General features: G+C 70.2%; 16 protein-coding genes. 15 read left to right on the top strand and 1 reads right to left on the bottom strand.

Annotated features, from left to right (window positions below; genetic code table 11):
- The first annotated feature begins 159 nt into the window (after positions 1 to 159).
- The 15 genes from OG747_RS46315 to OG747_RS46245 all read left to right on the top strand — a co-directional run bounded on the left by OG747_RS46315 (position 160) and on the right by OG747_RS46245 (position 21,934).
- Entirely contained in the window at positions 160 to 2,127 is a 1,968-nt protein-coding gene (locus OG747_RS46315) for a glycoside hydrolase family 97 catalytic domain-containing protein (RefSeq protein WP_405885369.1), read from the top strand.
- Between the two features lie 227 nt (positions 2,128 to 2,354).
- Positions 2,355 to 4,430 carry a DUF1996 domain-containing protein gene (locus OG747_RS46310; RefSeq protein WP_405885368.1) on the top strand — a complete coding sequence of 692 codons (2,076 nt, stop codon included), beginning with the start codon at positions 2,355 to 2,357 and terminating at the stop codon, positions 4,428 to 4,430.
- A gap of 634 nt (positions 4,431 to 5,064) precedes the next feature.
- Entirely contained in the window at positions 5,065 to 5,538 is a 474-nt protein-coding gene (locus OG747_RS46305; protein WP_405885367.1) for a DUF2871 domain-containing protein, read from the top strand.
- A gap of 509 nt (positions 5,539 to 6,047) precedes the next feature.
- A complete protein-coding gene (gene lpdA / locus OG747_RS46300; protein WP_405885366.1) occupies positions 6,048 to 7,448 on the top strand; it encodes a dihydrolipoyl dehydrogenase in 1,401 nt (466 codons plus the stop codon).
- 27 nt (positions 7,449 to 7,475) lie between these two features.
- The gene (locus OG747_RS46295) at positions 7,476 to 8,210 is read left to right on the top strand and encodes a hypothetical protein (RefSeq protein WP_405885365.1); all 735 of its coding nucleotides are present in this window, start codon (positions 7,476 to 7,478) and stop codon (positions 8,208 to 8,210) included.
- Between the two features lie 697 nt (positions 8,211 to 8,907).
- Complete coding sequence (locus OG747_RS46290; RefSeq protein ID WP_405885364.1) at positions 8,908 to 9,435, top strand: hypothetical protein; 528 nt, start codon at positions 8,908 to 8,910, stop codon at positions 9,433 to 9,435.
- A gap of 526 nt (positions 9,436 to 9,961) precedes the next feature.
- Positions 9,962 to 12,106, top strand: a complete 2,145-nt coding sequence (locus tag OG747_RS46285) for a hypothetical protein (RefSeq protein ID WP_405885363.1) — start codon at positions 9,962 to 9,964, stop codon at positions 12,104 to 12,106.
- Between the two features lie 86 nt (positions 12,107 to 12,192).
- A complete protein-coding gene (pelF, locus tag OG747_RS46280; protein WP_405885362.1) occupies positions 12,193 to 13,722 on the top strand; it encodes a GT4 family glycosyltransferase PelF in 1,530 nt (509 codons plus the stop codon).
- Positions 13,719 to 15,107 (top strand): hypothetical protein, encoded by a 1,389-nt coding sequence (locus OG747_RS46275; RefSeq protein ID WP_405885361.1) that lies wholly within the window; start codon positions 13,719 to 13,721, stop codon positions 15,105 to 15,107. Before pelF ends, OG747_RS46275 begins: the two co-directional genes overlap by 4 nt.
- A gap of 85 nt (positions 15,108 to 15,192) precedes the next feature.
- Positions 15,193 to 16,194 (top strand): GDP-mannose 4,6-dehydratase, encoded by a 1,002-nt coding sequence (locus tag OG747_RS46270; protein WP_405885360.1) that lies wholly within the window; start codon positions 15,193 to 15,195, stop codon positions 16,192 to 16,194.
- A 32-nt stretch (positions 16,195 to 16,226) separates the two neighbouring features.
- Positions 16,227 to 16,940, top strand: a complete 714-nt coding sequence (locus OG747_RS46265) for an NDP-sugar synthase (RefSeq protein ID WP_405885359.1) — start codon at positions 16,227 to 16,229, stop codon at positions 16,938 to 16,940.
- A gap of 7 nt (positions 16,941 to 16,947) precedes the next feature.
- Positions 16,948 to 17,880, top strand: a complete 933-nt coding sequence (locus OG747_RS46260; RefSeq protein WP_405885358.1) for an NAD-dependent epimerase/dehydratase family protein — start codon at positions 16,948 to 16,950, stop codon at positions 17,878 to 17,880.
- Positions 17,877 to 18,539 carry a spherulation-specific family 4 protein gene (locus OG747_RS46255; RefSeq protein ID WP_405885357.1) on the top strand — a complete coding sequence of 221 codons (663 nt, stop codon included), beginning with the start codon at positions 17,877 to 17,879 and terminating at the stop codon, positions 18,537 to 18,539. The genes OG747_RS46260 and OG747_RS46255 overlap by 4 nt, the downstream gene beginning before the upstream one ends.
- Complete coding sequence (locus OG747_RS46250; RefSeq protein ID WP_405885356.1) at positions 18,536 to 19,486, top strand: endo alpha-1,4 polygalactosaminidase; 951 nt, start codon at positions 18,536 to 18,538, stop codon at positions 19,484 to 19,486. The genes OG747_RS46255 and OG747_RS46250 overlap by 4 nt, the downstream gene beginning before the upstream one ends.
- Positions 19,487 to 19,720: 234 nt before the next feature.
- Complete coding sequence (locus OG747_RS46245; RefSeq protein WP_405886056.1) at positions 19,721 to 21,934, top strand: FUSC family protein; 2,214 nt, start codon at positions 19,721 to 19,723, stop codon at positions 21,932 to 21,934.
- A 77-nt stretch (positions 21,935 to 22,011) separates the two neighbouring features.
- Here the strand turns inward: OG747_RS46245 and OG747_RS46240 are convergent, their stop codons facing one another.
- Positions 22,012 to 23,214 carry a cysteine desulfurase-like protein gene (locus OG747_RS46240; protein ID WP_405885355.1) on the bottom strand — a complete coding sequence of 401 codons (1,203 nt, stop codon included), beginning with the start codon at positions 23,212 to 23,214 and terminating at the stop codon, positions 22,012 to 22,014.
- Positions 23,215 to 23,594 lie beyond the last annotated feature (380 nt).

Here is a 23,594-nt window from a genome sequence, read left to right as displayed (position 1 = left end):
AACAATAAGGCACTAAAAACGTCGCCAACGGCGAGGGTATGTTTCTTCCTGATTGGAATTGTTGAAAACGGCTCCTGGCGTCAGCTCCGCGCCCGACTCCAGCGGGGCCGACGTGCCTTTCTTCCTCATCGGCCTCATCAAGCGAGAGGTGTGCTGGTTGTGAACGTTCCAGGACGTCAGGGACCATCCGACGCGCACAGGACCGGCCCCACCGGATCGGTGTCCCGCCGCGGGATACTCAAGGGCACGGCCGTCACCGCGTCGGCGGCCGCGCTGGGCATCGCCACCCCCCGTCCGGCCGAGGCCGCCGACGCCTCGGTCACCGCGACCTCGCTCGACGGCGCCACCACCCTCACGATGTCGCTGACCGGTGGTGTGCTCCGCTGGTCGGCCCAGCGCAACGGCGCCACCGTGATCGACACCTCGGCCATGGGGCTGCAACTGAGCGACGGAACCACCCTCGGCACCGACACCGCGCTGACGAACTATCAGCACTGGCATGTCGACACCACCTGGACCCCGTCGTACGGACGCAACGCGACCGTCTCCGACGCCTATCAGGAGATGCGCTGGAACCTCCGGGACACCCGCACCTCCATCAACTTCGGCGTCCAGATCCGCGCCTACGCGTCCGGCGTCGCGTTCCGCTATGTCCTGCTCGACTCGGGCACCGCCACCATCGCCGGTGAACTCACGACGTTCGTCTTCCCCGACAGCACACTCGTCTACAGCGCGCGGGACGAGGACCCCTACAACCCCGTCATCCCCGGCTCCATCCCGTCCACCGGAAGCCCCTCCACGGACAACGGCCCCCTGACCGACCTGCCGCTGACCGCCACCTGTCCCGACGGACTCATCGCCTCCGTCTGTGAGTCGGGCCGCGTCAACTACCCGCGCCTGATGCTCAGTTCCGTCTCCGGACAGCCCAACACCCTCGCGGCCCACCTGATGCAGCACACGGCCCGCGGCTCCGACACGCTCCAGACGCCCTCCACCGTCACCACGCCGTTCGTCACGCCATGGCGCGCGGTGGTCATCGGCTCCACCCACGCCGAGCTGGTCGACAACGCCGAACTGGTGCTCAGCCTCGCCCCGCCCAACGCCCTTGCCGACACCTCGTGGATCAGACCGGGAAAGGCCTTCCGCTGCAACCTGAGCACCGCCGACGGACTGGCGGGCGTCGACTTCGCCGTCGCGCGCGGCCTGCAGTACATCGAGTACGACGCCGGGTGGTACGGGCCGGAAAACTCGACGACCGACGCGACCCAGCCGATCCCGGCGATCGACATGCCGACGGTCATCTCCTACGCGGCCGGCAAGGGGATCGGCCTCATCCTCTACGTCAACCGCATCGCGCTCAGCGACCCGGACTCCCTGTTCGCCCTCTACCAGAGCTGGGGCGTGGACGGCGTCAAGCTGGGATTCGTCAATGACGGCACACAGGCGATGACGAACCTGATCACCGGCTGGGCCAGGACGGCGGCCAAGTACAAACTGCTGATCGACATGCACGACGACGTACGGCCGTTCGGCTACGAGAGGACCTACCCCAACTGGATCACCCTGGAGGGCGTGCGGGGCAACGAGCACTTCCCGACCGCCACCCACAACGTCACCCTGCCCTTCGCCCGCAACATCGGCGGTCCGATGGACTACACCATCTGCTACGGCCAGTCCCGCGACCGGACGACGAACGCCCACCAGATGGCGATGGCGGCCGTGTATTACCAGCCCCTGAATTTCCTGTACTGGTACGACACGCCGTCGAAGTACTCCGCTCCGTCCAAGTGGCCCGGGCTGCCCTGGTACGACGCCATCCCCACCGTCTGGGACCAGAGCACGACGCTCGCGGGCTCGATCGGTGAGTACATCGCCGTGGCCCGGCGCAGCGGCGCCATCTGGTATCTGGGCGCGATGACCAACGAGACCGCCCGGACCCTGTCGCTCCCGCTGTCCTTCCTCGGCGGCGGCACCTACACCGCGACGATCTACGCCGACGGAACGCCCGGAAGCAGTCCCTACCAGACCCCCGTCGTCGTGAGCACACGGACCGTCACCTCGGCGACCGCACTGAGCGTGGCGATGACCGCCGCGGGCGGCCAGTCCGTCGTCCTGCAGCCGAACTGAGCCTCGGAACCGGTACGCATCCCGCTCCCCGCCGGACCGGCTCGCCGGAGCCGGGAGGTCGGACGAGGGCAGACCCCCGGGACATTGGGTCGCTGACAGCGCGACGTTTAACGACAAACTAAGAGGCTGCTGTGAATTTGTGAGGCGTTTGAACGCGGGCGGGCTCATCTGCGTATGGCACTGGGGATTTCCATGCCTGGCCTGCTACGGGACGTAGGAGCACACACGTGAGACGCAACACGCGCAGACGCCCCAGGGGCGCACAGCGTGCGACTTTTGCCGCAGCCGCGCTGATATTGGGCGGAGGAGGGCTGGTAGCGGTCAATGTCTACGCTTCAGCGACCGAAAGCGGCTCGGGTGGTGCGCCCGGTCAGCCGGCGAACCCGAGCGCGAGCAACCAGACCTGGGCATCGGGAGCCGCCACCATCGACTGTCCGGACGTGGGCAGCCAACTCGCGGAGGTGCCACAGCAGGCGAGGACGGACGTCGACAAGGAAGTCGCCCTCCTCGACCAGCAGATCTCCGAAGCGTATGCACGACTGACCTCGGAGCAGCAGGCGCAGACGCAGGACGCGAGCTTCGTGCAGAACGCGATCCTCGGCCCGCTGAAGGAGAAGCGGGGCGCGGTCATCGACCGCATCAAGACCGACTTCAAGGGCGCGGGCGCCGAAGCCCCGAACTCGCTCGACGGTCTCGCCTCCTGCACCGCGGTCCCCGCAGACCAGGCCCAGAACAACGCCGGTGGCCAGAACGACAACGGCCGGCAGCAGAACAACAACGGCAACCAGAACAACGGCCAGCAGGGCGGCAAGGCGAACGGCGTCAGCGGTCCCGTCGCCGCCGACTTCGTGGACATCACGACGGTCCAGCCGAACGTGCAGCAGAAGCCGCGCAACGGCGGCGACGCCTCGACCGGTACGTTCATCAGTTCGTGCGGTGTGAACGCCAACAAGAAGTTCAACACCGACAACGTGATCGTCGCCCCCGGTGTCGCCAACGGCGCCCATCACCTGCACGACTACGTCGGCAACCAGTCGAACGACGCGTTCGCCAGCAACGACGATCTCGCCAACGCCTCGACCACGTGCCAGAACCAGGGCGACAAGTCCACGTACTACTGGCCGGTGCTCCGCCTGCAGGACGGCACGCAGGAGTTCGACGCCGACAAGAACGGCGGTGGCCTGGAGGGCAACGTCGGGAAGGTCCTGCAGGCCAAGCAGGCGCAGATAGAGTTCATCGGTAACCCGCAGACCAAGGTCGTGGAGATGCCGACGTTCCTGCGCATCATCACCGGCGACGCGAAGGCGTTCACCAATGGCACCGCGAACGCCAACGCCCACTGGAGCTGCACCGGCTTCGAGGACAAGGTGCAGCTGACGGACAAGTACCCGATCTGCCCCCAGGGCAGCAGCGTGGTACGGACGTTCGCCTTCCAGAGCTGCTGGGACGGTCAGAACATCGACAGCGCCAACCACCGCACCCACGTGGCCTTCGCAGGCACCGACGGCAACTGCTCAGGCGGCTTCAAAGCGATTCCCCAGCTGACGATGCGGCTGGTCTACGACGTTCCGGCGCCGACCATCGAGAACGACCAGGTGAAGAACCCGTACGCCGTGGACGGGTTCCCCGAGCAGCTGCACAAGGCGATCACCGACCACGACGACTTCATCAACGTCTTCGACGCATCCCTCATGCGGGAGATGGTGGACTGCATCAACGCCGGCCGACAGTGCGGCGACGTTGGTGGCGGTGCCGGCGACGGTGCAGGTGGCAGTGCAGGCGGTGGCAGTACGGGTGAGCCGTCGAAGGACGAGCCGACACCGAGTCCTGACGCCCCGTCCGGTGGCCACGACGGATCGGCCCCCGCCACCCCCACGGATACGCAGACCCCGCAGGCCCCGCAGACCCCGGCCAGTACGCCGAGCATCGAACCGGCGGGCGGCGGTTCGGCCACCGGCCACGGTGGCGTCGTACCCAAGGCGGACACGACACCCTCGGCCGCAGGGAGCGACGCGGCCACCCCACCGCAGGGCGACACCGCCGGCGGCCACGGCAGCGAAGCGACCCACCCCGGGCGGACGTCGGCCACGAGCGCGGACGCTCCGTCCGCGCAGGCGACGACGCAGGACACGTCGCAAGCGCAAGCACAGTCGCAGTCGCAGTCGCAGTCGCGGACCGAACCGCAAGCGGTCACGGGCGATCTGGCCGACACCGGCACGACCCTGTGGCCGGCCGTGGCCGGAGGGGTTCTCGTGATCGCGGGCTTGGTGCTCCTGCGCCGGATCAGGCGCGGCTCTGTGTGACACCGCCTCCGGGCGACAGACACGAGGACGCCCGCCGCCCGTACCCGCAAGCCGCGGGTACGGGCGGCGCCGTCCCTGGTGTTCCTGGCCGCCCAGCCCCAGCGCACTCCCGCCACGACCGCCGGCATCTCTCAGGCGTTCGGCTACCACGACAAGAGCGCCACCCGAATAGCCGCCGAAGCCGGAGCACCGTAGAAGAACTACGTACCCGACGACCACCACGCGGTGACAGGGGCTGAGCCGGTCAGCTGCGAGCCAGGGTCATAAACCCGATCTCGCTCCACGGCCGCCACGGCGGCCCGGAAGGCTCCGGTCGGCCAAGTCGGCCGCAGCGCCGGACAACACCCCGCGCAGCGCCAACTCATAACGCGACACCGTCGGCCCGTTGACCGGTCAGTCTTTCGCTCGGTGATCATGTACGGGCCGCGCTCGACGCCGGCCCCCAGGACCGTCCGGCCACGTCGGGCGAAGGTCTGCCGCGCGACGGACAGAGTGCCCAGAAGCCGTTGAAGCCCGCTCGAGGACCGCTCGGGCGATCTCCTGAACCAAGCGAGACGTTCCTACCGGAGTGCTTCAATGGCCCCTGTCCGAGCCCGAGTTGACCAGCACCGACCGGCAGGGAGCGAGCACGCGCATGCGGAAGTCGTACTACGCGGCACACACCTACATGATCCTCGGAGTGATCTCCGGCCTGTACTACCGGGAATTCACCAAAGCCAACCATTTCGACGGCGACACCCAGCTCGCGCTCATGCACACCCATCTCCTCGCACTGGGCATGATCGGCTTCCTCGTCGTCCTCGCCCTGGACAAACAGTTCCAGCTGTCGGGGACGAAACTGTTCACCTACTTCTTCTGGTTCTACAACGCGGGCATCGCGATCACCGTCGCCATGATGTTCGTCCACGGCACCGAAACCGTACTCGGCAACCACACCCCCGAAGCAGTCATCCTGACCGCAGGCCTGGGACACACCCTCCTCACCGTCGGACTCATCCTCCTCTTCATCCAACTCGGCAAACGACTCGACGAAACCACCCGAACCCAGCCCACCGAACCAGAACAGAAACTTCCCCATCTCGATGTCAAGCCGATGCGGGGCGACTGAGCGCTCGGCGTGTCAGTGAGGCGTGACAACATCTCGGGCACGACGAGTACGGGTGGCCCTTGTCGTCGTGCAGTCGTACACGGCTCCGGCCGCGTCCAGGACGTCCCAGACCTGAGTCCGGTCGGGGAGACCCACAGCCCGGCAGCGGTCGCGGTCTTCGGTCCAGGACCGGGGCACGTACAACTCCCGGTCGAACGAGGCGTGTCCACTGCGGACCGAGTACGGGCCGACAGCAGTACCGTTGCGAACACGCCCGCATCCGCCACCGCGCTGCGATCCGGGCGCACCCGTCCGCCATCTGGCCCAGCAACTGGTCGAAAATCGCCTGCCGGCGGGGAGGGCCTACGCCGTGGTCCGTGGGCCGTGGCTTGTGGGCCGTGGCCTGTGGTCATCGCCTGATCTTTCCTCGCCCCCGGTGACACCGATGACCAACGCCGGCCGTACCCCTGCGCGCACCGACCCCGACCGGCAAGATCGCCGCCTGCGGCTGGAGTACTAGGCTGGCCGTCATGAGCGCACACTTTGACGTGGTGGTCCTGGGCGCCGGCCCGGGTGGATATGTCGCGGCGATCAGGGCCGCCCAGCTCGGCCTCAGCGCGGCGATCGTCGAGGAGAAGTACTGGGGCGGTGTGTGCCTCAACGTGGGGTGCATCCCGTCGAAGGCGCTGCTGCGCAATGCGGAGCTGGCCCATATCTTCACCCAGGAGGCCAAGACCTTCGGCATCCGGGTGAACGGTGAGGTGAGCTTCGACTACGGCGAGGCCTTCACCCGCAGTCGCAAGGTGGCGGACGGACGCGTCAAGGGCGTCCACTACCTGATGAAGAAGAACAAGATCACCCAGTACACCGGCCACGGCACCTTCAGCGACGACCACACCCTCCAGGTCGCCCTCACCGACGGCGGCACGGAGACCGTCACCTTCGGCCACTGCATCATCGCCGCCGGCGCCACCACGAAGCTGCTGCCCGGCACCTCGCTCAGCGAGCGCGTGGTGACGTACGAGGAGCAGATCCTGTCCGACACGCTCCCGGAGAGCATCATCATCGCGGGCGCGGGCGCCATCGGCGTCGAGTTCGCCTATGTACTGCACAACTACGGCGTCGAGGTCACCCTCGTCGAGTTCCTCGACCGTATCGTCCCGCTGGAGGACGAGGAGGTCTCCGCTGAGCTGACCCGCCGCTACAAGCGGCTCGGCATCAACGTGCTGACCTCCACCCGGGTCGAGGCGATCAACGACTCGGGCGATTCGGTCAAGGTGATGGTGACCACCGGCGGCCAGCGGCAGACGCTGCAGGCCGGCAAGGTGCTGCAGGCGATCGGCTTCCAGCCGCGCGTGCAGGGCTATGGCCTGGAGAACACCGGTGTGAAGCTCACCGACCGCGGGGCGATCGACATTGACGGGCGCTGCCGCACGAGTGTCCCGCACATCTACGCCATCGGCGACGTGACGGCGAAGCTGATGCTCGCTCACGCGGCCGAGTCGATGGGCATCGTGGCGGCCGAGACGATCGCCGACGCGGAGACCATGGAGCTCGACTACGTCATGATCCCGCGGGCGACCTACTGCCAGCCGCAGATCGCCAGCTTCGGCTGGACCGAGGCGCAGGCCCGTGAGAAGGGCTTCGACGTCCGGGTGGCGAAGTTCCCGTTCACCGCCAACGGCAAGGCGCACGGCCTGGGCGACACCGCGGGCTTCGTCAAGATCCTCAGCGACGCCCGGTACGGCGAGCTCCTCGGCGCCCACCTGATCGGCCCCGAAGTCACCGAACTCCTCCCAGAGCTGACCCTCGCCCAGCAGTGGGACCTGACCGTCCACGAGGTCGCGCGCAATGTACACGGCCACCCGACGCTCGGCGAGGCGGTCAAGGAAGCGATCCACGGGCTGGCAGGTCACATGATCAACATGTGACCCGGGGCACCGGGGACAATCGTCGCCATGAGCGACCGTATGGATGACGCCGAGAGCCGCCTGACCAGGATCGAGCGGCTGCTGGAGAACGGCGAGCGCGATGTGGTACCCGCGTGGCGCCGGGCGACGCGCGGTGAGCCGCGCTGGGCGGTGACCGCCGTGATCCTGGTGGCGGTCACCCTCCAGTTGATGCTGCCGCACCGGCTCACCCTCCAGCCGTACTGGGCGCTGCCGGTGCTGGAGGTGGTGCTGCTGGCCGGTCTGATCGCCGCGAACCCCCGGCGGGTCGAGCCCCGGACTCGGTGGCTGCGGCGGCTGGACCTGGCCCTCATCTGCGTGATCAGCCTGGCCAACGGCTGGGCGGCGGACCAATTGGTGGCGGGCCTGGTGAACGGCACCGAGGGGAAGGACGCCGGGCCGCTGCTGCGGACCGGCGGCAGCATCTGGCTGACGAACATCATCGTGTTCGCCCTGTGGTACTGGGAGTGGGACCGCGGCGGACCGATGGAGCGGGCCCGCGGTCACCACCAGTTCGCCGACTTCCTCTTCGTACAGATGCAGAGCCCGGAGACCGCGCCGCCGGACTGGGAGCCGGCGTTCCTGGACTACCTGTACCTGTCGTTCACCAACTCCACCGCCTTCAGCCCGACCGACGTGATGCCGCTGTCGCGGTGGGCCAAGATGCTGATGATGCTGCAGTCCTCCGTCTCCCTGGTGATCGTGGTACTCGTGGTGGCCCGGGCCGTCAACATCCTGCATTGACAGGGCACACGGGGGGCCGTTCTCGGCGCCCGCGACGCCTCCGGCGCCCCCTTGCCACGACAACCACCTCTCCGGCCTCTACAAAGCCCTGGTACGCGGCGAACTGCGCCTCACCGACCAGGGGCACTGGCTGCTTACTTCCACCAAGGACGTCGAACCCTCCGGCTCGGGCAGCCCCAAGGCCGACCGGGCCGCCCTCAAGACACTCGGCCTCGCGTCCGTGGCCGATCCCGCATCCCCCGCTCCCACCCACATCCACGCCCACCGCCGGTCCCCTCACACAGGACCGCACAGCCGAAGGCGGCCGCAGCACGAGCTGAGGTTGCGGTTCGTACGGACGAATCCGCGCCCGCGCCCCGCGCGAAACCGGCCCCGTGCGTACGGAGTGCCCTCGGCCGGAAATCACGGGTTGGCCGAGAAGGACCCCGGCTCACATCCGGTGGTGATCCTTCCGTGGCAGCCGACGCATCCGATACTCGCCAATACCGTCCGGTCACGCCTCGGAACCGTCCGGCGCCGCGGGCCCGCCCCGACCGACCCCTCGCCCCCTCGGTGCCATGCAGAGACACGGGTGATCGCAATGTGTGATGACCCGGTTACAACAGCTTCACGAGACGTACACTTCCGGCCGAGTGCCGCTTCCGGTGTTCCGGCAGGGGCAGACGGTGCGCTCGCGGTTTGCCTAGCCTCCCGGGCCATGCGATCCACTCAGTTGAGACGCCTCGGTCTCGCCGCCGCCTTCGCCCTTGTCCTCGCCGTGTTCGGTCTGGCCCCCAGCGCGAGCGCGGCCGACCCCGCTCCGGCCGACCTGACGTTCACCACCGACAGCGCCACCACCCACCCGGGTGGCACGGTGAACCTGTCGATGACCATCACCAACAACAGGACGTACGACATCTGGTTCGTCTACCAGACGATCGACCCGACGTGGCTGACCACCCAGCGGCCCGATCTGAAGTACGGCTTCACCGGTTGCAGTCTGGCCACGGCCGCCGGCAGCACTCCCTGTTCCGGCACCGGGCCCGCCAACCTCGGTGCCAACTACGGGGCGACCGTCCCGCCCGGCCAGAGCCGGACCGTCACGCTGACGCTCCAGGTCGCCGCCGACTCCGGTTGCAACGGCAACATCGGCTTCTACTCGTACTACTACGCCGAGTTCAGCGACAGCACCAACTCCAGTGGCGGCCCCGTCTACACGCCCGAGACCCGTGTGCTCTGCTCCTGACAACAGGCCGGTGTCCACGTCGGACTGAGTCCCGGCGCAGGGCATCCCACGGGACATCGAGTCCCCGAAGTGCCGGTGGCCGGCGGGCCCGCGCGCGTGCGGGCCCGCCGGCCACCGCCGGTACTCCAGAGTTCGGGGCCCGGGGTCCGGGGTGAGTCAAATCCGGCCCGGATCCGGGTAGTCGACGTGGCCTGAACCACTGACGCCCCGACCGGCGGAACCGATGGCTCCGCATTCGATCCGCCTCAGGCCACGACCAGCCCACGAGGCTCATGGACCATCCTCGCCCCATGCTCCCCGGCGGCCGCCGACCCGGCTTTCCGGACCCGCTGATGACCGATTCGACGCCTGCGCTTTTCCGTCACGTTTCGCGGCATCACCACGAAAGCTACACACAGACACCACTATGTGACGCGACGGATGCGTCGACGACCGACACCTGAGGGGGGCGACGGCGTCGCGCAAGGGGGTGTGTCCGCTCCACAGGAGCCGTACCCACCCCTGCCCGGGGAGGGGACTTCGCCGCATGAAGCGGACCAAGCGGACCATACGCACGACCGCGCTCACGGTGGGCGCGCTCATCGCCTCGCTCGGCTTACCGGCCGGCACGGCCCAAGCCGACGCCACCACACCCCGTATCGATCTGCGGGTGCTGGTCGTGAGCGACGGCGGCCCGTCGACCGATGCCATCGCGGCCGAACTGGACGCCGCCGGGACGCCGTACACCGAGGTCGACCTCCAGCAGTCCGGGAGGTCCGTGATCGACGCCGGCTTCCTGGCGGACACGGTGGACGGGCGACCGCGCGCCAAGTTCCAGGCCGTCGTCCTGCCGAACGACAACCCGTTCCCCGCGGGCTCCGCCGAGATGGCGGCCCTGGCCGCCTACGAGCAGACGTACGCGATCCCGCAGGTGGACGCCTACACCTACGCGCGTCCCGAGGCCGGGCTCCAGTCCCCCGTCAGCGGCGGCTACTCCGGCAGTGTCGACGGCGTGCAGGCTCAGGTCACGGCGGCCGGGAAGGCGGGGCCGTTCGGCTATCTGGACGGCACCGTGCCGTTCGAGGACAACTCACCCACGGTGGCCGAGAGTTACGCCTATCTGTCAACGCCCGCCGCGGGGGCCGACTTCACCCCGTACGTCGACGCGCCGATACCGGGGCAGTCGACGCGGGGTTCCCTGGTGGGCGAGTACCGGCACGACGGGCGGCGCGAGCTCGTCGTCACATTCGTCTACAACCAGTACCAGCAGCAGTTCCGGCTGCTGGCCCGCGGCATCGTGGAGTGGATGACCGGGGGCGTGCACCTCGGCGCCTCGCGCAACTACTTCGCCGTACACGTCGACGACGTCTTCGCCGCCGACGACCGCTGGGACACCCAGCTCAACTGCACGCCCGGCGACATCGACTGCCCGCAGGGCGAGGGCGTGACCAACCCGATCCGCATGACCGCTGCGGACGTCGACAACGCCGCCGCCTGGGAGAGCAGCCGGAACTTCACCCTCGACCTGGCCTTCAACGGCGCCGGCAGCGTGGACCAGCGTACGGACAACAACGGGGTCGACCTGCTGGCCGACAAGCTGATCGCCGACCGCGACAAGTTCCGCTGGATCAACCACACCTACACACACGCCTTCCTCGGCTGCGAGCAGGACACCACCGTGGTGCCATGGAAGTGCTCCACCAACGCCGACGGCAGCACCAAGTGGGTCAGCCGCACCACCATCTCGGACGAGATCGCGAACAACCGCGCCTGGGGGCAGGCGGCCGGACTGCCCCTCGACACCAGCGAGTTGATCACCGGTGAGCACTCGGGGCTCAAGGTGCTGCCGCAGCAGCCCGACGACAATCCCAACCTGGCGCCCGCGCTCGCCGACAACGGCGTCGCCTGGCTCGGCTCGGACAACTCCCGCGAGTCCGACCAGCGTCAGGCCGGTCCCGCCGCGACCGTCCCCCGCTATCCGATGAACGTCTTCTACAACGCGGGCCGGGCGGCCGAGGAGGTCGACGAGTACAACTGGCTCTACACGAGCCGCGCCCAGGGCGGCAGCGGCATCTGTGAGGACCACTCCGACACCTCCACCTGTCTGTCGGCGCCGCTGGACACCACCACGGGCTACGCCGACTACATCGTGCCGCTGGAGACGAGGATCGACCTCGGTCACGTCCTCTCCAACGACCCCAAGCCGCATTTCATCCACCAGTCGAACCTGGCCGAGGACCGCATCGCCTACCCGGTCCTCGACGGCGTTCTCAACGGATACGCCGCCCTGTTCGCGGACAACACCCCGGTGGTGAACCCGCGGATGAAGGACATCGGCGTCGAGATGCAGCGGCGCGCCGCGTGGAAGGCCGCTCTCGCCGCAGGTCAGGTCACCGCCTACCGCGTCGGCGACACGGTGACGGTCCAGGCACCCGACGGCGTCGCGGTGACGGCCACCATGCCCACGGGCACCACGAACGGAAGCACCGGCTTCGGTTCCGCGTACGCCGGTGAGGTGTCCGGATGGACCGCGTCGGCCGGCGCCCCACTCGCGCTCACCCTGCCGTCGGCCACCGCCTCGCCGGCCACGACCCTCGACAGCACGGAGAAGGTGGCGGCGACCAGCACCACCCCGCGCACCCGGGTGCCGGCCGGCGTGACCCGGCAGGTGCCCTACACCCCGGACAACTGAACGGCGCACCGACCGAAGGTCCCGGCCGCACCACCCGCGGCCGGGACCGGCACGACCACCCCATACCTCGGCCGTGGAGCACATCGATGCACGTTCCCCACGGCGCGCGACGCCCCAAGTCAACGCGCGTCACTCTGCTCACCGAAGGTACGTATCCGCACAGTCACGGCGGCGTCAGCGTCTGGTGCGACCAGCTCGTCGGCGGGATGTCCGACATCGACTTCGACGTCATCGCCGTCACCGGCACCGGACGCGAACCGATCGTGTGGGACATCCCCGGACACGTCTCGGCGGTCGTCCCCGTACCCATGTGGGGGCCCGCCCCCGAAGGCCGCCCGCCCCGTGGACGGCAACGGAACCGACTCGCAGGCGCCTACGAGCAGTTCCTGACCGCCCTGCTCGATCCCTGCGCCGAGGACCGGTTCGCCGCCGCCCTGTACGTGATGGCTCGGGCCGCGGCGGCCGGCATGCTGAGTCCCTTCCTGCGCGGGGACCGGGCGATCGGCATCCTGACGGCCGTCTGGAACCGCCCGGGCCTTGCCGTGCGCGAGGCCCGGCCGAGTCTGCACGACGCGATCACCGCGACCGCTCTGCTGGAACACGCGCTGCGTCCGCTGGCCGCACCACTGCCGCAGGACGGAGTGGCCCATGCGGTCAGCGGCGGCGTCGCCGCGCTCCCGGGGCTGGCCGCGCTCGAACGGCACGGCGTACCGCTGTTGCTGACCGAACACGGGGTCTATCTGCGCGAGCGGTACCTCGGCTACCGCACCGCCCCCTACCGCTGGCCGGTGAAGGCCGTCGTCCTCGGCTTCTTCCGGCTGCTGGCCGAGGAGACCTACCGGCGGGCCGCCCTGATCACACCGGGCAACCGCTACAACCGGCTGTGGGAGGAACAGGGCGGCGCGGACCCCGGATCGATCCGGACCGTCTACAACGGTGTGGATCCCGCCGCGTTCCCGCCGGCCGGGCCCGAGCCGACCGACCTCACCCTCAGCTGGGCCGGGCGCGTCGATCCGATCAAGGACCTGGAGACCCTCATCCGGGCCTTCGCTCTCGCTCGCGCCCAACTCCCTTCCCTACGGCTGCGGTTGTTCGGTGGGACGCCGCGTGGCGGCGAGGCCTACCGGGAGCGGTGCGAGGCGCTGGCCGCCGAGCTCGGTCACGCGGACGCGGTGACGTTCGAGGGCCGTGTCGACGACATCAAGGACGCCTACGCCGCAGGCAACGTCGTGATGCTCTCGAGTATCAGCGAGGGTTTCCCGTTCACCCTGATCGAGGCCATGTCGTGCGGACGGGCGACCGTCTCCACGGACGTGGGCGGCGTACGGGAGGCCGTCGGCGACACCGGACTCGTCGTACCGCCGCGCGATCCCGGGGCCATGGCCGCCGCCGCGCTGGAGCTGCTGGGCGATCCCGGTCGCCGCCGGTCGATGGGCGAGGCGGCCCGGCTGCGGGTGATCGAGCAGTTCACCCTGCGCCAGACGGTCGACACCTTCCGCTCCATCTATCTGGAGTTGTCGACGCTCGGCCGGATCACGCCACGTGATCCCTGGACGGCGGACTCCGACACCGCACTCGCCACGGCGGGCGCGCGAGCGCGGAGCCTGGCCGGATGAGCGGGCCGATAGAGCTCGAACCGGGCGCGTCGGAAGGGGACACGTTGTCCCTCCGGCTCGCCGACGACCGCACCCTCGCCCTGCGCCTGCCGGGCCACGACCCGGACCAGGGCCCGCACCCCGACGCGGTCGACCGGCTGGCCGCCGAGCTGGCCGACGGCATCGGGCCCGCCGTCCACCCCTACGAGGTGGCGGCGCTGCTGGAGTCGGAGGGGCTGACCGCCGAGGTGATCCAGGAGCGGTACGGGCATCCCCATCTCTTCTCGCTCGCCTCCACGCTGTTCGAGCGGGTGCCGCGCACCTTCCCCGAGCCCGCGAAGCCGACCGACCCGTGGCATCCCGACCATGTGCGGTGCGCGCTGCGCGGGGCGCTGTTCGCGCTGCCGGGGCTGGCCTACCTGCTCACCGGACGGCTGTGGCAGGCCGACCGGCACATCTCCGCTCTGGTCGTGGCCGGGCTGGTCTCCTGGGCCTGGGGCCAGGCGCTGGGGCACCGGGCCTATCTGCGGATGATCACAGGGCGGCGGGAAGCGGGCCGTACGCTCCTCAAGGGCGCGCCCCTGGGTGCCGCGGTGGCCACGGCCGCCGGGGCGGTGCTCGCCGGGTCCGCTGCGGCGGCCCTGGCCGCGGCGGCACAGTCGGTGTACCTGGCGGCGGCCGGTGTGCTGCTGGTGCTGGGCCGGGAGCGGCTGCTGCTGGCCGCGCTCACCCCGGTGATCGCCGGTGCGGCGGTGCTGCCCTGGTGGGAGCCGGGCACCGTGCTGCGGGCCGGTCTGCCTCTGCTCGCGCTGCTCGGCACGGCCGCCGCCGCCGGCTGGGCGCTGCGGACCACCTTCGCCGCAGACCCCGTGGCCGACAGCACGCGGCCCCGGCTGCTGCGGTCGCTGCCGTACGGCCTGTTCGGGCTGGCCGCCGGGATGCTGGTCCTGCTCGAGGGTCTCCGGGAGCCGTACGCCGTGATCGTTCTGACCGTGAGCATGGGGCCGGCCGAGTGGCTGCTGTACCGCTACCGGGGTCTGTCGGTGGCGGCGCTGCGGGCGACCGCCACGCCGACCGCGTTCCTGGTGCGTTCGGCCGGCGTCCTCGCCTTCTGTCTGCTCGCCTATCTGCTTCCGCTGCTGCCCGCGGCCGTACTCACAGGGGCCGGGCCGGCCTCTGTGCTGCTGCTCGCGGCGACCTTGTGGACCTCACTGCTGCTCCAGGCATTCGGGGTGGCCTGGACGCCCGCCGCGGTGTGTCTCGCGGCCGCCGGCGGAGCCGGAGCCGTCACCCTGTTCCGTCTCCCACCGGGCGCGGCGGTGCTGCCGCTGTGCTGCGGCGCCGCCGCGCTGTGTCTCACGGCGTGCGCGCTACGGCTGCTGGGGCGGCCCGCCCCGCACGCCTGACCATCACCACCGCACGAGCCCCGCCCGTTCGGGCCTTGCCCGATGCCCGGACATCGCCTGCGCAACCGACCGGAAGGACCACGCGTTGACCTCCGCACCGCTCGCCGCCGTCACCGGAGCCGAGGGTTTCATCGGCTCGCACCTCACCGAGGCACTGGTCGCCTCCGGACACCGAGTGAGGGCCATGGCGCAATACAACTCCTTCGCCTCCTACGGCTGGCTGGAGACCCTGCCCTCCGACGTCCTGGACCAGGTGGAGATCGTCCTCGGCGACGTCCGGGACCCCGGCTCGGTCCGCGGTCTCCTCGAAGGCGCCGACTGCGCCTACCACTTGGCCGCCCTCATCGCCATCCCGTACTCCTACCAGGCACCGCACAGCTACGTGGACACCAACGTGACCGGCACCCTCAACGTGCTGGAGGCGGTGCGCGCCCTCGGCACGCCCCGGCTGGTGCACACCTCCACCAGCGAGACCTACGGCACCGCGCGGACCGTTCCGATCACCGAGGACCACCCCATCAACACCCAGTCCCCGTACGCCGCGTCCAAGGCCGGCGGGGACCGGCTCGCCGACAGCTACCACGCGAGCTTCGACACCCCGGTGGTGACACTGCGGCCGTTCAACACCTTCGGGCCGCGCCAGTCGATGCGCGCGGTGATCCCGAGCGTCATCGGGCAGGTGGCGGCCGGCGCGCACACCATCACCCTCGGCGATCTGCGCCCCACCCGCGACTTCACCTATGTCAAGGACACCGCGCAGGCGTTCCTCGCGGTCGGCACCGCGCCCGCCGAGCACGTGGAGGGCCGCACCTTCAACGCCGGAACCGGCGGCGAGATCTCGGTCGGTGACCTGGTCACGCTGATCGGCAAGGTGATGGACACCGACATCGACGTACGCGAGGACCCGCAGCGCATCCGGCCCGCGAACTCCGAAGTCATGCGGCTGGTCGCCGACGCGACCCGGCTGGGCGAGGCCACCGGCTGGAGTCCCGCCCACGACCTGGAACAGGGGCTCACGCACACCGTGGAGTTCTTCCGCGACCCCGCCAACCTCGCCCGCTACAAGACCGGCATCTACAACATCTGACCCGTCCGGCACGTCCACGAAGGAGGAACCCCATGCACGCAGTGATCCTGGCGGGAGGCAAGGGCGTCCGGCTGCGGCCCTACACCACCGCGCTGCCCAAGCCGCTCGTACCCATCGGCGACCAGCACGCCATCCTGGAGATCGTGCTGCGCCAACTCGCCACGGCCGGTTTCACCGACTGCACCATCGCCATCGGCCACCTCGGCGAGATCATCCGCGCCTACGTCGGCGACGGCTCCCAGTGGGGCATGGCCGTCGACTACGCCACCGAGGAGAGCCCACTCGGCACCATGGGCCCCTTACTCACCATGCGCGAGCGACTGCCGGAGTCGTTCCTGGTGATGAACGGCGACGTGCTCACCGACCTCGACTTCGCCGACGTCCTGCGCCGGCACCGGGCCTCGACCGCCCCGCTGACGATCGCCACCTACGCCCGCAAGGTGCACATCGACTTCGGGGTACTGACCACCGACGCGAGCAGGGTCGTCGCGTTCACCGAGAAGCCGAGCATGGACTACCACGTCTCCATGGGCGTCTACGGGCTGTCCCGGTCGACGCTCGACGGTTACACCCCCGGGCTGCCGCTGGGCTTCGACGAGCTGGTCCTGGACCTGCTCGAGGCGCAGAATCCGCCGCACGCGTACGAGTTCGACGGGTACTGGCTCGACATCGGCCGTCCCGACGACTACGACCGGGCGAATGCCGAGTTCACCACCCGCAAGTCGCTGCTGCTCAAGGGAGCCTGACCACCGCATGCGCATTCTCGTCCTGGGCTTCACCGGCTATCTGGGCGGTCACGTCGTCGAGCATCTGCGCGCCCTGCCGGGCGTCCGGGTGCTCGGCGGCGGGCGCTCGCCCGACGCGGAGCTGGACATCGACCTGGCCACCACCCGTACGAACCGGCTGGCGAAAACCCTGGCGTCGGCGGCGCCCGATGCCGTGATCAACTGCGCGGGGTCGACCGACGGGGACCCCGTGACCTTCGCGGAGGTCAACTCCCGTGGCCCCGCCGTCCTGTGCGCGGCGCTGCGGGAGGCGGCACCTTCGGCACGCCTCGTCCAGCTGGGCTCGGCCGCCGAGTACGGGCCCGGCACCCCGGACACCAGGGTGACCGAGTCGGCGGCCACCCGTCCCGTCACCGCGTACGGCGCCACCAAACTCGCCGGTACGGTCACGGTGGCCACCTCCGGCCTCGACGCGGTGGTGCTGCGCGTGGGCAATCCGGTGGGGCCCGGTGCCCCGCCCACCGGGCTGCCCGGTCGGATCGCCGGGCTGCTGTGCGCGGCCGGCCTTGATCCGGACGCGGTGGTCCGGCTGGGTGACCTGTCGGCGTACCGCGACTTCGTGGACGTACGCGATGTGGCGCGCGCGGCGGTGCTCGCGACCACGGCGCCCGGGCCCCTGCCACCCGTCCTCAACATCGGCGGCGGGCATGCCGTCCCGGTGCGCGAGCTGGTACGGGCGCTGGCCCGCACCGCCGGGTTCCGGGGGCGGATCGAGGAGAAGGGCGGCGGATCCGCCCGCTCGGGAGGGGTGTCGTGGCAGTGCTCCGACATCACCGCCGCCGGGGACGCCCTGGGCTGGCGGCCGTCCTACACCCTGGACGACTCGCTGTCCGCGCTCTGGGCGGCGGCGACGACCGCGGACGCCCCGTCCCCCCGGCCGGAAGGCGACCGTACACCGTGAACCTGCTCATTCCGCTGTACGTCCACCCGGCCGAGGATCCGGGGGCCTGGCACCGCCTGATCACGGCCGCCGCCCGTACGTACGCGGTCGTACTCAATCCCGCGAGCGGTCCGGGCCCGAGTCCCGACCCCGCGTTCACCGCGGCGGCCGGGGCGCTGCGGGCCGCCGGGGCCCGCCTGCTCGGGTATGTGGACACCGACTACGGTGCGCGCACCTCGGCCGAGGTCGCGGACGACGTCGTACGGCACCAGGAGTGGTACGCGGCCGACGGCTGCTTCCTGGACCGGGTGGCCTCGGGTCCGGCCGAACTCCCGGCCTGCAGAAGACTGGTGCGGGCCGTCCGGCGGCTGGGCGCCGGGACCGTCGTGCTGAACCCCGGGGTTCATCCGGCGCCGGGGTACGCCCGCGTCGCCGACCTGACGGTCACCTTCGAGGGGCACTGGTCGACGTATGTGTCGGCGTTCAGCAGACCGGCGTGGACCGCGCGGCATCCGCCCGAGCGGTTCTGCCATCTCGTCTACGGCGTGCCCGAGGCGCTCGTGCCGCTCGCCGTGCGCACCGCGCGCGACCGCGGCGCGGCGATCTGCGGCCCCGTGACGGGTGAACCTCCCAATCCCTGGGCGCAGTTGACGCCCGCGCTGAGTGAGGCGGAGCGATGAGACGCTCGGCGGTGACCCTCGTGGCGATCGTGACCGCGCTGCTGGTGGGGTGTTCCGCCTCGGACGGCGGAGACCGGGCGTCCGGCGGGCACCGGTCGACCGCGAGCGGACTCTCCGAAACCTCTGCGGGCACAGCGCGGCGGCCGACGCCCGGCGGCGGGAAGTCCAGCAGTCCCGCCGGACAGCCGTCCGCCTCGGACAGCGGTCCCGGGCCCACCCCCACCGATCGTCGACGGACGAGGCTCTGGCAGCCGCGCCCCGGTGTGGCCTGGCAGTGGCAGCTGGACGGAGAGGTCGACCCGTCCGCCGACGTACCCGTCTACGACATCGACGGCTTCGAGAACTCCGCGGCGGACGTGGCACGCCTCCACCGCGACGGTCGCAAGGTCATCTGCTACGTCAACGTGGGTGCCTGGGAGAACTTCCGGCCCGACAAGGACGACTTCCCCCGGTCGGTGCTCGGCGCCTCCAACGGCTGGGAGGGCGAGCGCTGGCTGGACATCCGCCGGTTGTCCGTACTGCGGCCGATCATGGAACGGCGTGTCGACATGTGCCGCGCGAAGGGGTTCGACGCGGTGGAGCCCGACCTGGTGGAGGGGTACGGCAACGACACCGGATTCCCGCTGACCGCGAGCGACCAGCTCGCGTACAACCGCATGATCGCGCACATCGCGCACGCGCGCGGGATGTCCGTGGGGCTGAAGAACGACCTGCCGCAAATCCCTCGGCTCCTGAGTGACTTCGACTTCGCGGTCAACGAGGAGTGCGCACAGTACGACGAGTGCGCACAGCTCAGTCCGTTCATCGCGGCGGGCAAGGCGGTCTTCCACGTCGAATACCAGGAGTCGACCAGCGAGTTCTGCGCCGAATCGCGCAGGCTGAAGCTGTCGTCCATGCGCAAGAAACTGGAACTCGGGGTGTGGCGCCAACCCTGCGCCGGCGGATGAGGCCGGAGTGTCCACCGGGCGGCCGCTGCCGCGAGCCGAACGCCCGAGTTGCCGAACGCCCGAGCTGCCCGAGGGCGGCAGTGGCGTCGACTCATGCCATGCTGGAAGCGCTGATCATGGCGGAGAGCAGGGTGGAGAGCGGGGCGGAAGGGCAGCGTGAGGACGACGGCACGGCTGGGCCCGAGGAGGATCTGGGACCGATTCGCGGCATCGGATCCCGGGCTGCTGCGGCTCATGGCCGGGCTGCGCACGGTGGGCGCCATCGCGCTCACGCTCGCGGTGCTGGCGCTGCTGGGGGCCGATGTGACGCGCATGGTGGCCGGCTCCATCGCGGCCATGGTCGCCACCTTCGCCATCAAGGAGAAGCAGCGGCGCGGCCAAGCGGTCACCCTGGTGCTCGGCCTTGCGGTGGCCCTCGCCGCGATGTCGCTGGGAGCGCTGCTCAACACCCATGTCGTCGCGGGTGACCTCTTCTTCCTCGCACTGATCTTCGCCGCCGTGTACAGCCGCCGGTTCGGCGATCGGGGAACGGCTCTGGGCCTCATCGGGTTCCAGATCTACTTCGCGTCCCTGTTCGTCAGGGCCACTCCCCCCGCTCTGCCCGGGCTGTGCGGGACGCTGGCCGTCGCGTTCGTGTGCAGCGCGCTGGTGCGCTTCGTCGTGGTACACGAGACGCCCGAGCGTGTTCTGCAGCGGCTGCGCGAGGCCTTCCGGGCTCGCCTGGCACAGCTGGTGTCCGCCCAGATCGAGCTGCTGGACGCCGGACCCGATCGCGTGGAGAAGGCCCTGGAGGACGTCAGACGGCACACCGCCCGTCTCCACGAGAGCGCGATGATGATCCAGGGGCGGCTGGCGGAGGGGACCGACGACAGCGCCACCGCCTCACTCGTGCAGCGTCGGGTCGCCGATGCCGAGATCGCCGCCGAGCGGCTCGGAGTTCTCCTCCTCACCGCCCGCAGCGCCGAACGTGCCGACATGCTCACCCTGCATCTGCCGAACGCTCCCGTGCCCGCGCCCGGTAACCGGCTCCGGGCACAGGACGACATCACCGTCACACTGCGCCGCGATCTCGATGCGCTGCGCCTGCTCGTCGTCCGCCCGGTCGCCCACGACCGCGCCACCGCGCTGGCCCACGTACGCAACCGGCTCCTCGGTTACCGCGACGAGGAGAATCTGCCGCGCGCCTCGGCCGCCGTACAGGACGTCTTCCGTGGGATCGGGGAGGCGGCGCGCGCCGTCCTGGGCCTGCGACTGGCCCTCGACGGACCTCAGGACGAGTCCGACGACACGCCGTCGACGACCCGGTCGCGTGAGGAACTGGACGCCGAGGACGCCGCCCTCGCCGGGGTCGAGGAGAGCGAGCGGGACGAGTCCCGCCAAACGGGGTGGGAGCGTCCCACGACCCGCGCGGCGGTCCAGGTGTCGGTGGGATCCGCCCTCGCCATCGTCGGCGGGGAGTTCCTCTCCAGCCAGCGCTGGTACTGGGCGGTGCTGACCTGCTGGGTCGTCTTCCTGAACACGGCGTCCACCGGAGAAATCCTCGTCAAGGGCTACCGTCGGCTGCTCGGCACCGTCCTCGGTGTCGTCGCCGGTGGAGCCCTCGCGGGTCTGGTCGGCTCTCACACATGGACCGCGTTCGCCCTGGTGCTGCTGTTCGTCTTCGCCATGTTCTTCACCGCGCCGCTGTCGTACGCCCTGATGTCCTTCTTCGTCACGGCGAGTCTGGGCCTGCTCTATACGCTGCTCAACACCTACAGCACCGGGGTGCTCGTCCTTCGGATCGAGGAGACCGCGCTCGGTGCCGCCTGCGGTGTCGTCGCGGCCGCCCTGGTCCTGCCGGTACGCACCGCTCGCCGTACCGACGAACTGCTGGCCGCGGTTCTCAACCGGCTCGCGGAGGTCACCGGCGCGGCGGTTGATCAGCTGAGCGGCGGTCCCGCACTCGATCTGCTGGACAAGGCACGGGATCTCGACACGGCTCTGGACGATCTACGGTCCTCCACCCAGCCGCTGACCCATCCGATCACCCCGCTGCGGACCCGCCGCGAGACCGCGCGGTATGTCGTGGCCCTCCTGGAGACCTGTGCCTATCACGCGCGTTCGCTGGCGGCGACGGCCGAAGTCCTGCCCTACAGCAAGACCGTCGCGGCCGACCCCCGCCTCAAGGGAGCCGGTCGGCGCATCGCACACAACATCGACGTGCTCCGCGCACGCGTCGAGGACGAGGACAGCACGGGCGTGGCCGAGACCGGCGCCAGCCTCGCGGCCATGCTGGAGCCGGACCGGCCGGGTGTCCCACGGCACGACCGCGTGACGGACCGCGTCCTGCGGCATCTGCAGCGACTGGACGAAGGTGTGATCGGCCTGGCCCGCCCGCTCGGAGTACCGGTCTCGACCCCCACCGGCGCGCCGTCCGACACGGCTCGGCGTGTCGGCGACCTCAGGTGATCGCCCTTACGTTCCCCCGCACCCGTGATCGGACGGCATCCGCCGCGCCGCCCGTCGCTCTGTGCCGTCTGCGACGGTCACGTTTTCAAGAACGCCGCCAAGCCCTGGAGGAGTCGCTCCACGTCGTCCTTGTCGTTGTACGGCGACAGCCCGACGCGCAGGCCGCCGGTGTCGCCCAGACCGAGGTGCCGGGATGCCTCCAGCGCGTAGAAGGTTCCCGCGGGCGCGTGCACGCCGCGCCCTGCCAGGAAGGGGTAGGCGTCCGCCGCCTCCCGGTCGTCGAACGTCAGGAGCAGGGTGGGAGTGCGGTCGGCCGCCGTGGAACGGATCGTGATGCCGCCCAGTGCGGCGAGGCCGTCTTGCATCTGCTCCCGCAGCGCCCTCTCGTGCCGCTGGATCGATGCGAAGGCGGACCGCAGGCGGTCACGCCGCTCACCCGGTCCGGTCCCGAGACCGGCGAGCAGGTCGACGGCGGCGCGGGTGCCGGCGAGGAGCTCGTAGGGCAGCGTCCCGAGCTCGAAACGCTCCGGAACCACGTCGGTGGACGGCAGCAGCTTGTCGGGACGCAGCGTTTCCAGCAGATCCGGGGATGCGGCGAGGACACCGTGGTGCGGACCGAGGAATTTGTACGGCGAGCACACGTAGAAGTCGGCGCCGAGCTGTGCGACGTCCACGAACGCGTGCGCCGTGTAGTGCACGCCGTCGACGTAGAGCAGCGCTTCCGTCCGGTGGACCAGTCGGGCGATCTCGGGGATGTCGGGGATCGTGCCGATCAGGTTGGAGGCGGCGGTCACGGCGACCAGCCGGGTGCGCTCGGTCAGCAGCTCGCCGACGGCCGACGGCGAAAGTTCGCCCGTGCCCGGATCGAAGTCCGCCCAGCGCACCCGGGCGCCGACCCGCTCCGCGGCCTGCAGCCAGGGGCGGATGTTGGCGTCGTGGTCGAGACGGCTGACCACGATCTCGTCACCGGGGGCCCAGTTCTTCGCCAGCGCGTAGGAGAAGTCGTATGTGAGCTGGGTGGCGCTGCGGCCGAAGACGACTCCGGAGGGATTCCCGCCCAGGAGGTCGGCCATGGCCTGCCGGAACTCCCGGACGAGCGCCTCGGCGTTCGTCTCGCCCAGGGCGGTACTCCCCCGGTTCGACAGGGGGCGGTTCAGCGCGTCGGCGATCGCTCCGACGACCGGCGCCGGTGTCTGCGTTCCTCCCGGACCGTCGAAATGCGCGATGCCGGCCCGCAGCGCGGGGATCTGGGCGCGCAGCGCGCCGACGTCATAGGTCACTCGGACTCCTCACGGGCGACGGCGCGTCCTGGTCCTTCCGACCTGGACGTGGCCGGAAGGGGGCGACCGTCGGACGGGTGCGCCACGGTCCCCGGTCGATCATCGCAGGCCGCTTCCCTCCGTGGAAGACGGGACGTCCGCCAAGAAGAACGCCGGAGGCGGCCCCGGCTCTCCGGCCTGTCGGCGCAGGCGGGCGGCGTCCTACCCGACAACCGGGCGAGGGTCCTCGGTGCGCGGGTGTCCACCTGGTGGTCCCGGATCCAGCGGGGCGCCCGGCTGATCCTGGTGAGGCGGCTGTCGGCCGGCCCGATCCGGCGTACCGGCGCCGCTCGCCGTGTACCGACCGCACGACTACGACTGGTCCACGCCGCTCGCGGAGA

The sequence above is a fragment of the Streptomyces sp. NBC_01384 genome, assembly GCF_045040035.1.
Classification (GTDB): domain Bacteria; phylum Actinomycetota; class Actinomycetes; order Streptomycetales; family Streptomycetaceae; genus Streptomyces.
The sequence above is the reverse complement of the archived record's forward strand: the minus strand, read 5'-3'. Positions and strand labels throughout refer to the sequence as shown.

What these genes read in the sequence shown, in the direction of transcription:
- lpdA (WP_405885366.1), top strand. Translation starts at nt 6,048, where the DNA reads ATGAGCGCACACTTTGACGTGGTGGTCCTGGGCGCCGGCCCGGGTGGA.
- OG747_RS46250 (WP_405885356.1), top strand. Translation starts at nt 18,536, where the DNA reads ATGAGACGCTCGGCGGTGACCCTCGTGGCGATCGTGACCGCGCTGCTG.
- pelF (WP_405885362.1), top strand. Translation starts at nt 12,193, where the DNA reads ATGCACGTTCCCCACGGCGCGCGACGCCCCAAGTCAACGCGCGTCACT.
- OG747_RS46290 (WP_405885364.1), top strand. Translation starts at nt 8,908, where the DNA reads ATGCGATCCACTCAGTTGAGACGCCTCGGTCTCGCCGCCGCCTTCGCC.
- OG747_RS46275 (WP_405885361.1), top strand. Translation starts at nt 13,719, where the DNA reads ATGAGCGGGCCGATAGAGCTCGAACCGGGCGCGTCGGAAGGGGACACG.
- OG747_RS46260 (WP_405885358.1), top strand. Translation starts at nt 16,948, where the DNA reads ATGCGCATTCTCGTCCTGGGCTTCACCGGCTATCTGGGCGGTCACGTC.
- OG747_RS46245 (WP_405886056.1), top strand. Translation starts at nt 19,721, where the DNA reads ATGGCCGGGCTGCGCACGGTGGGCGCCATCGCGCTCACGCTCGCGGTG.
- OG747_RS46305 (WP_405885367.1), top strand. Translation starts at nt 5,065, where the DNA reads ATGCGGAAGTCGTACTACGCGGCACACACCTACATGATCCTCGGAGTG.
- OG747_RS46265 (WP_405885359.1), top strand. Translation starts at nt 16,227, where the DNA reads ATGCACGCAGTGATCCTGGCGGGAGGCAAGGGCGTCCGGCTGCGGCCC.
- OG747_RS46295 (WP_405885365.1), top strand. Translation starts at nt 7,476, where the DNA reads ATGAGCGACCGTATGGATGACGCCGAGAGCCGCCTGACCAGGATCGAG.
- OG747_RS46285 (WP_405885363.1), top strand. Translation starts at nt 9,962, where the DNA reads ATGAAGCGGACCAAGCGGACCATACGCACGACCGCGCTCACGGTGGGC.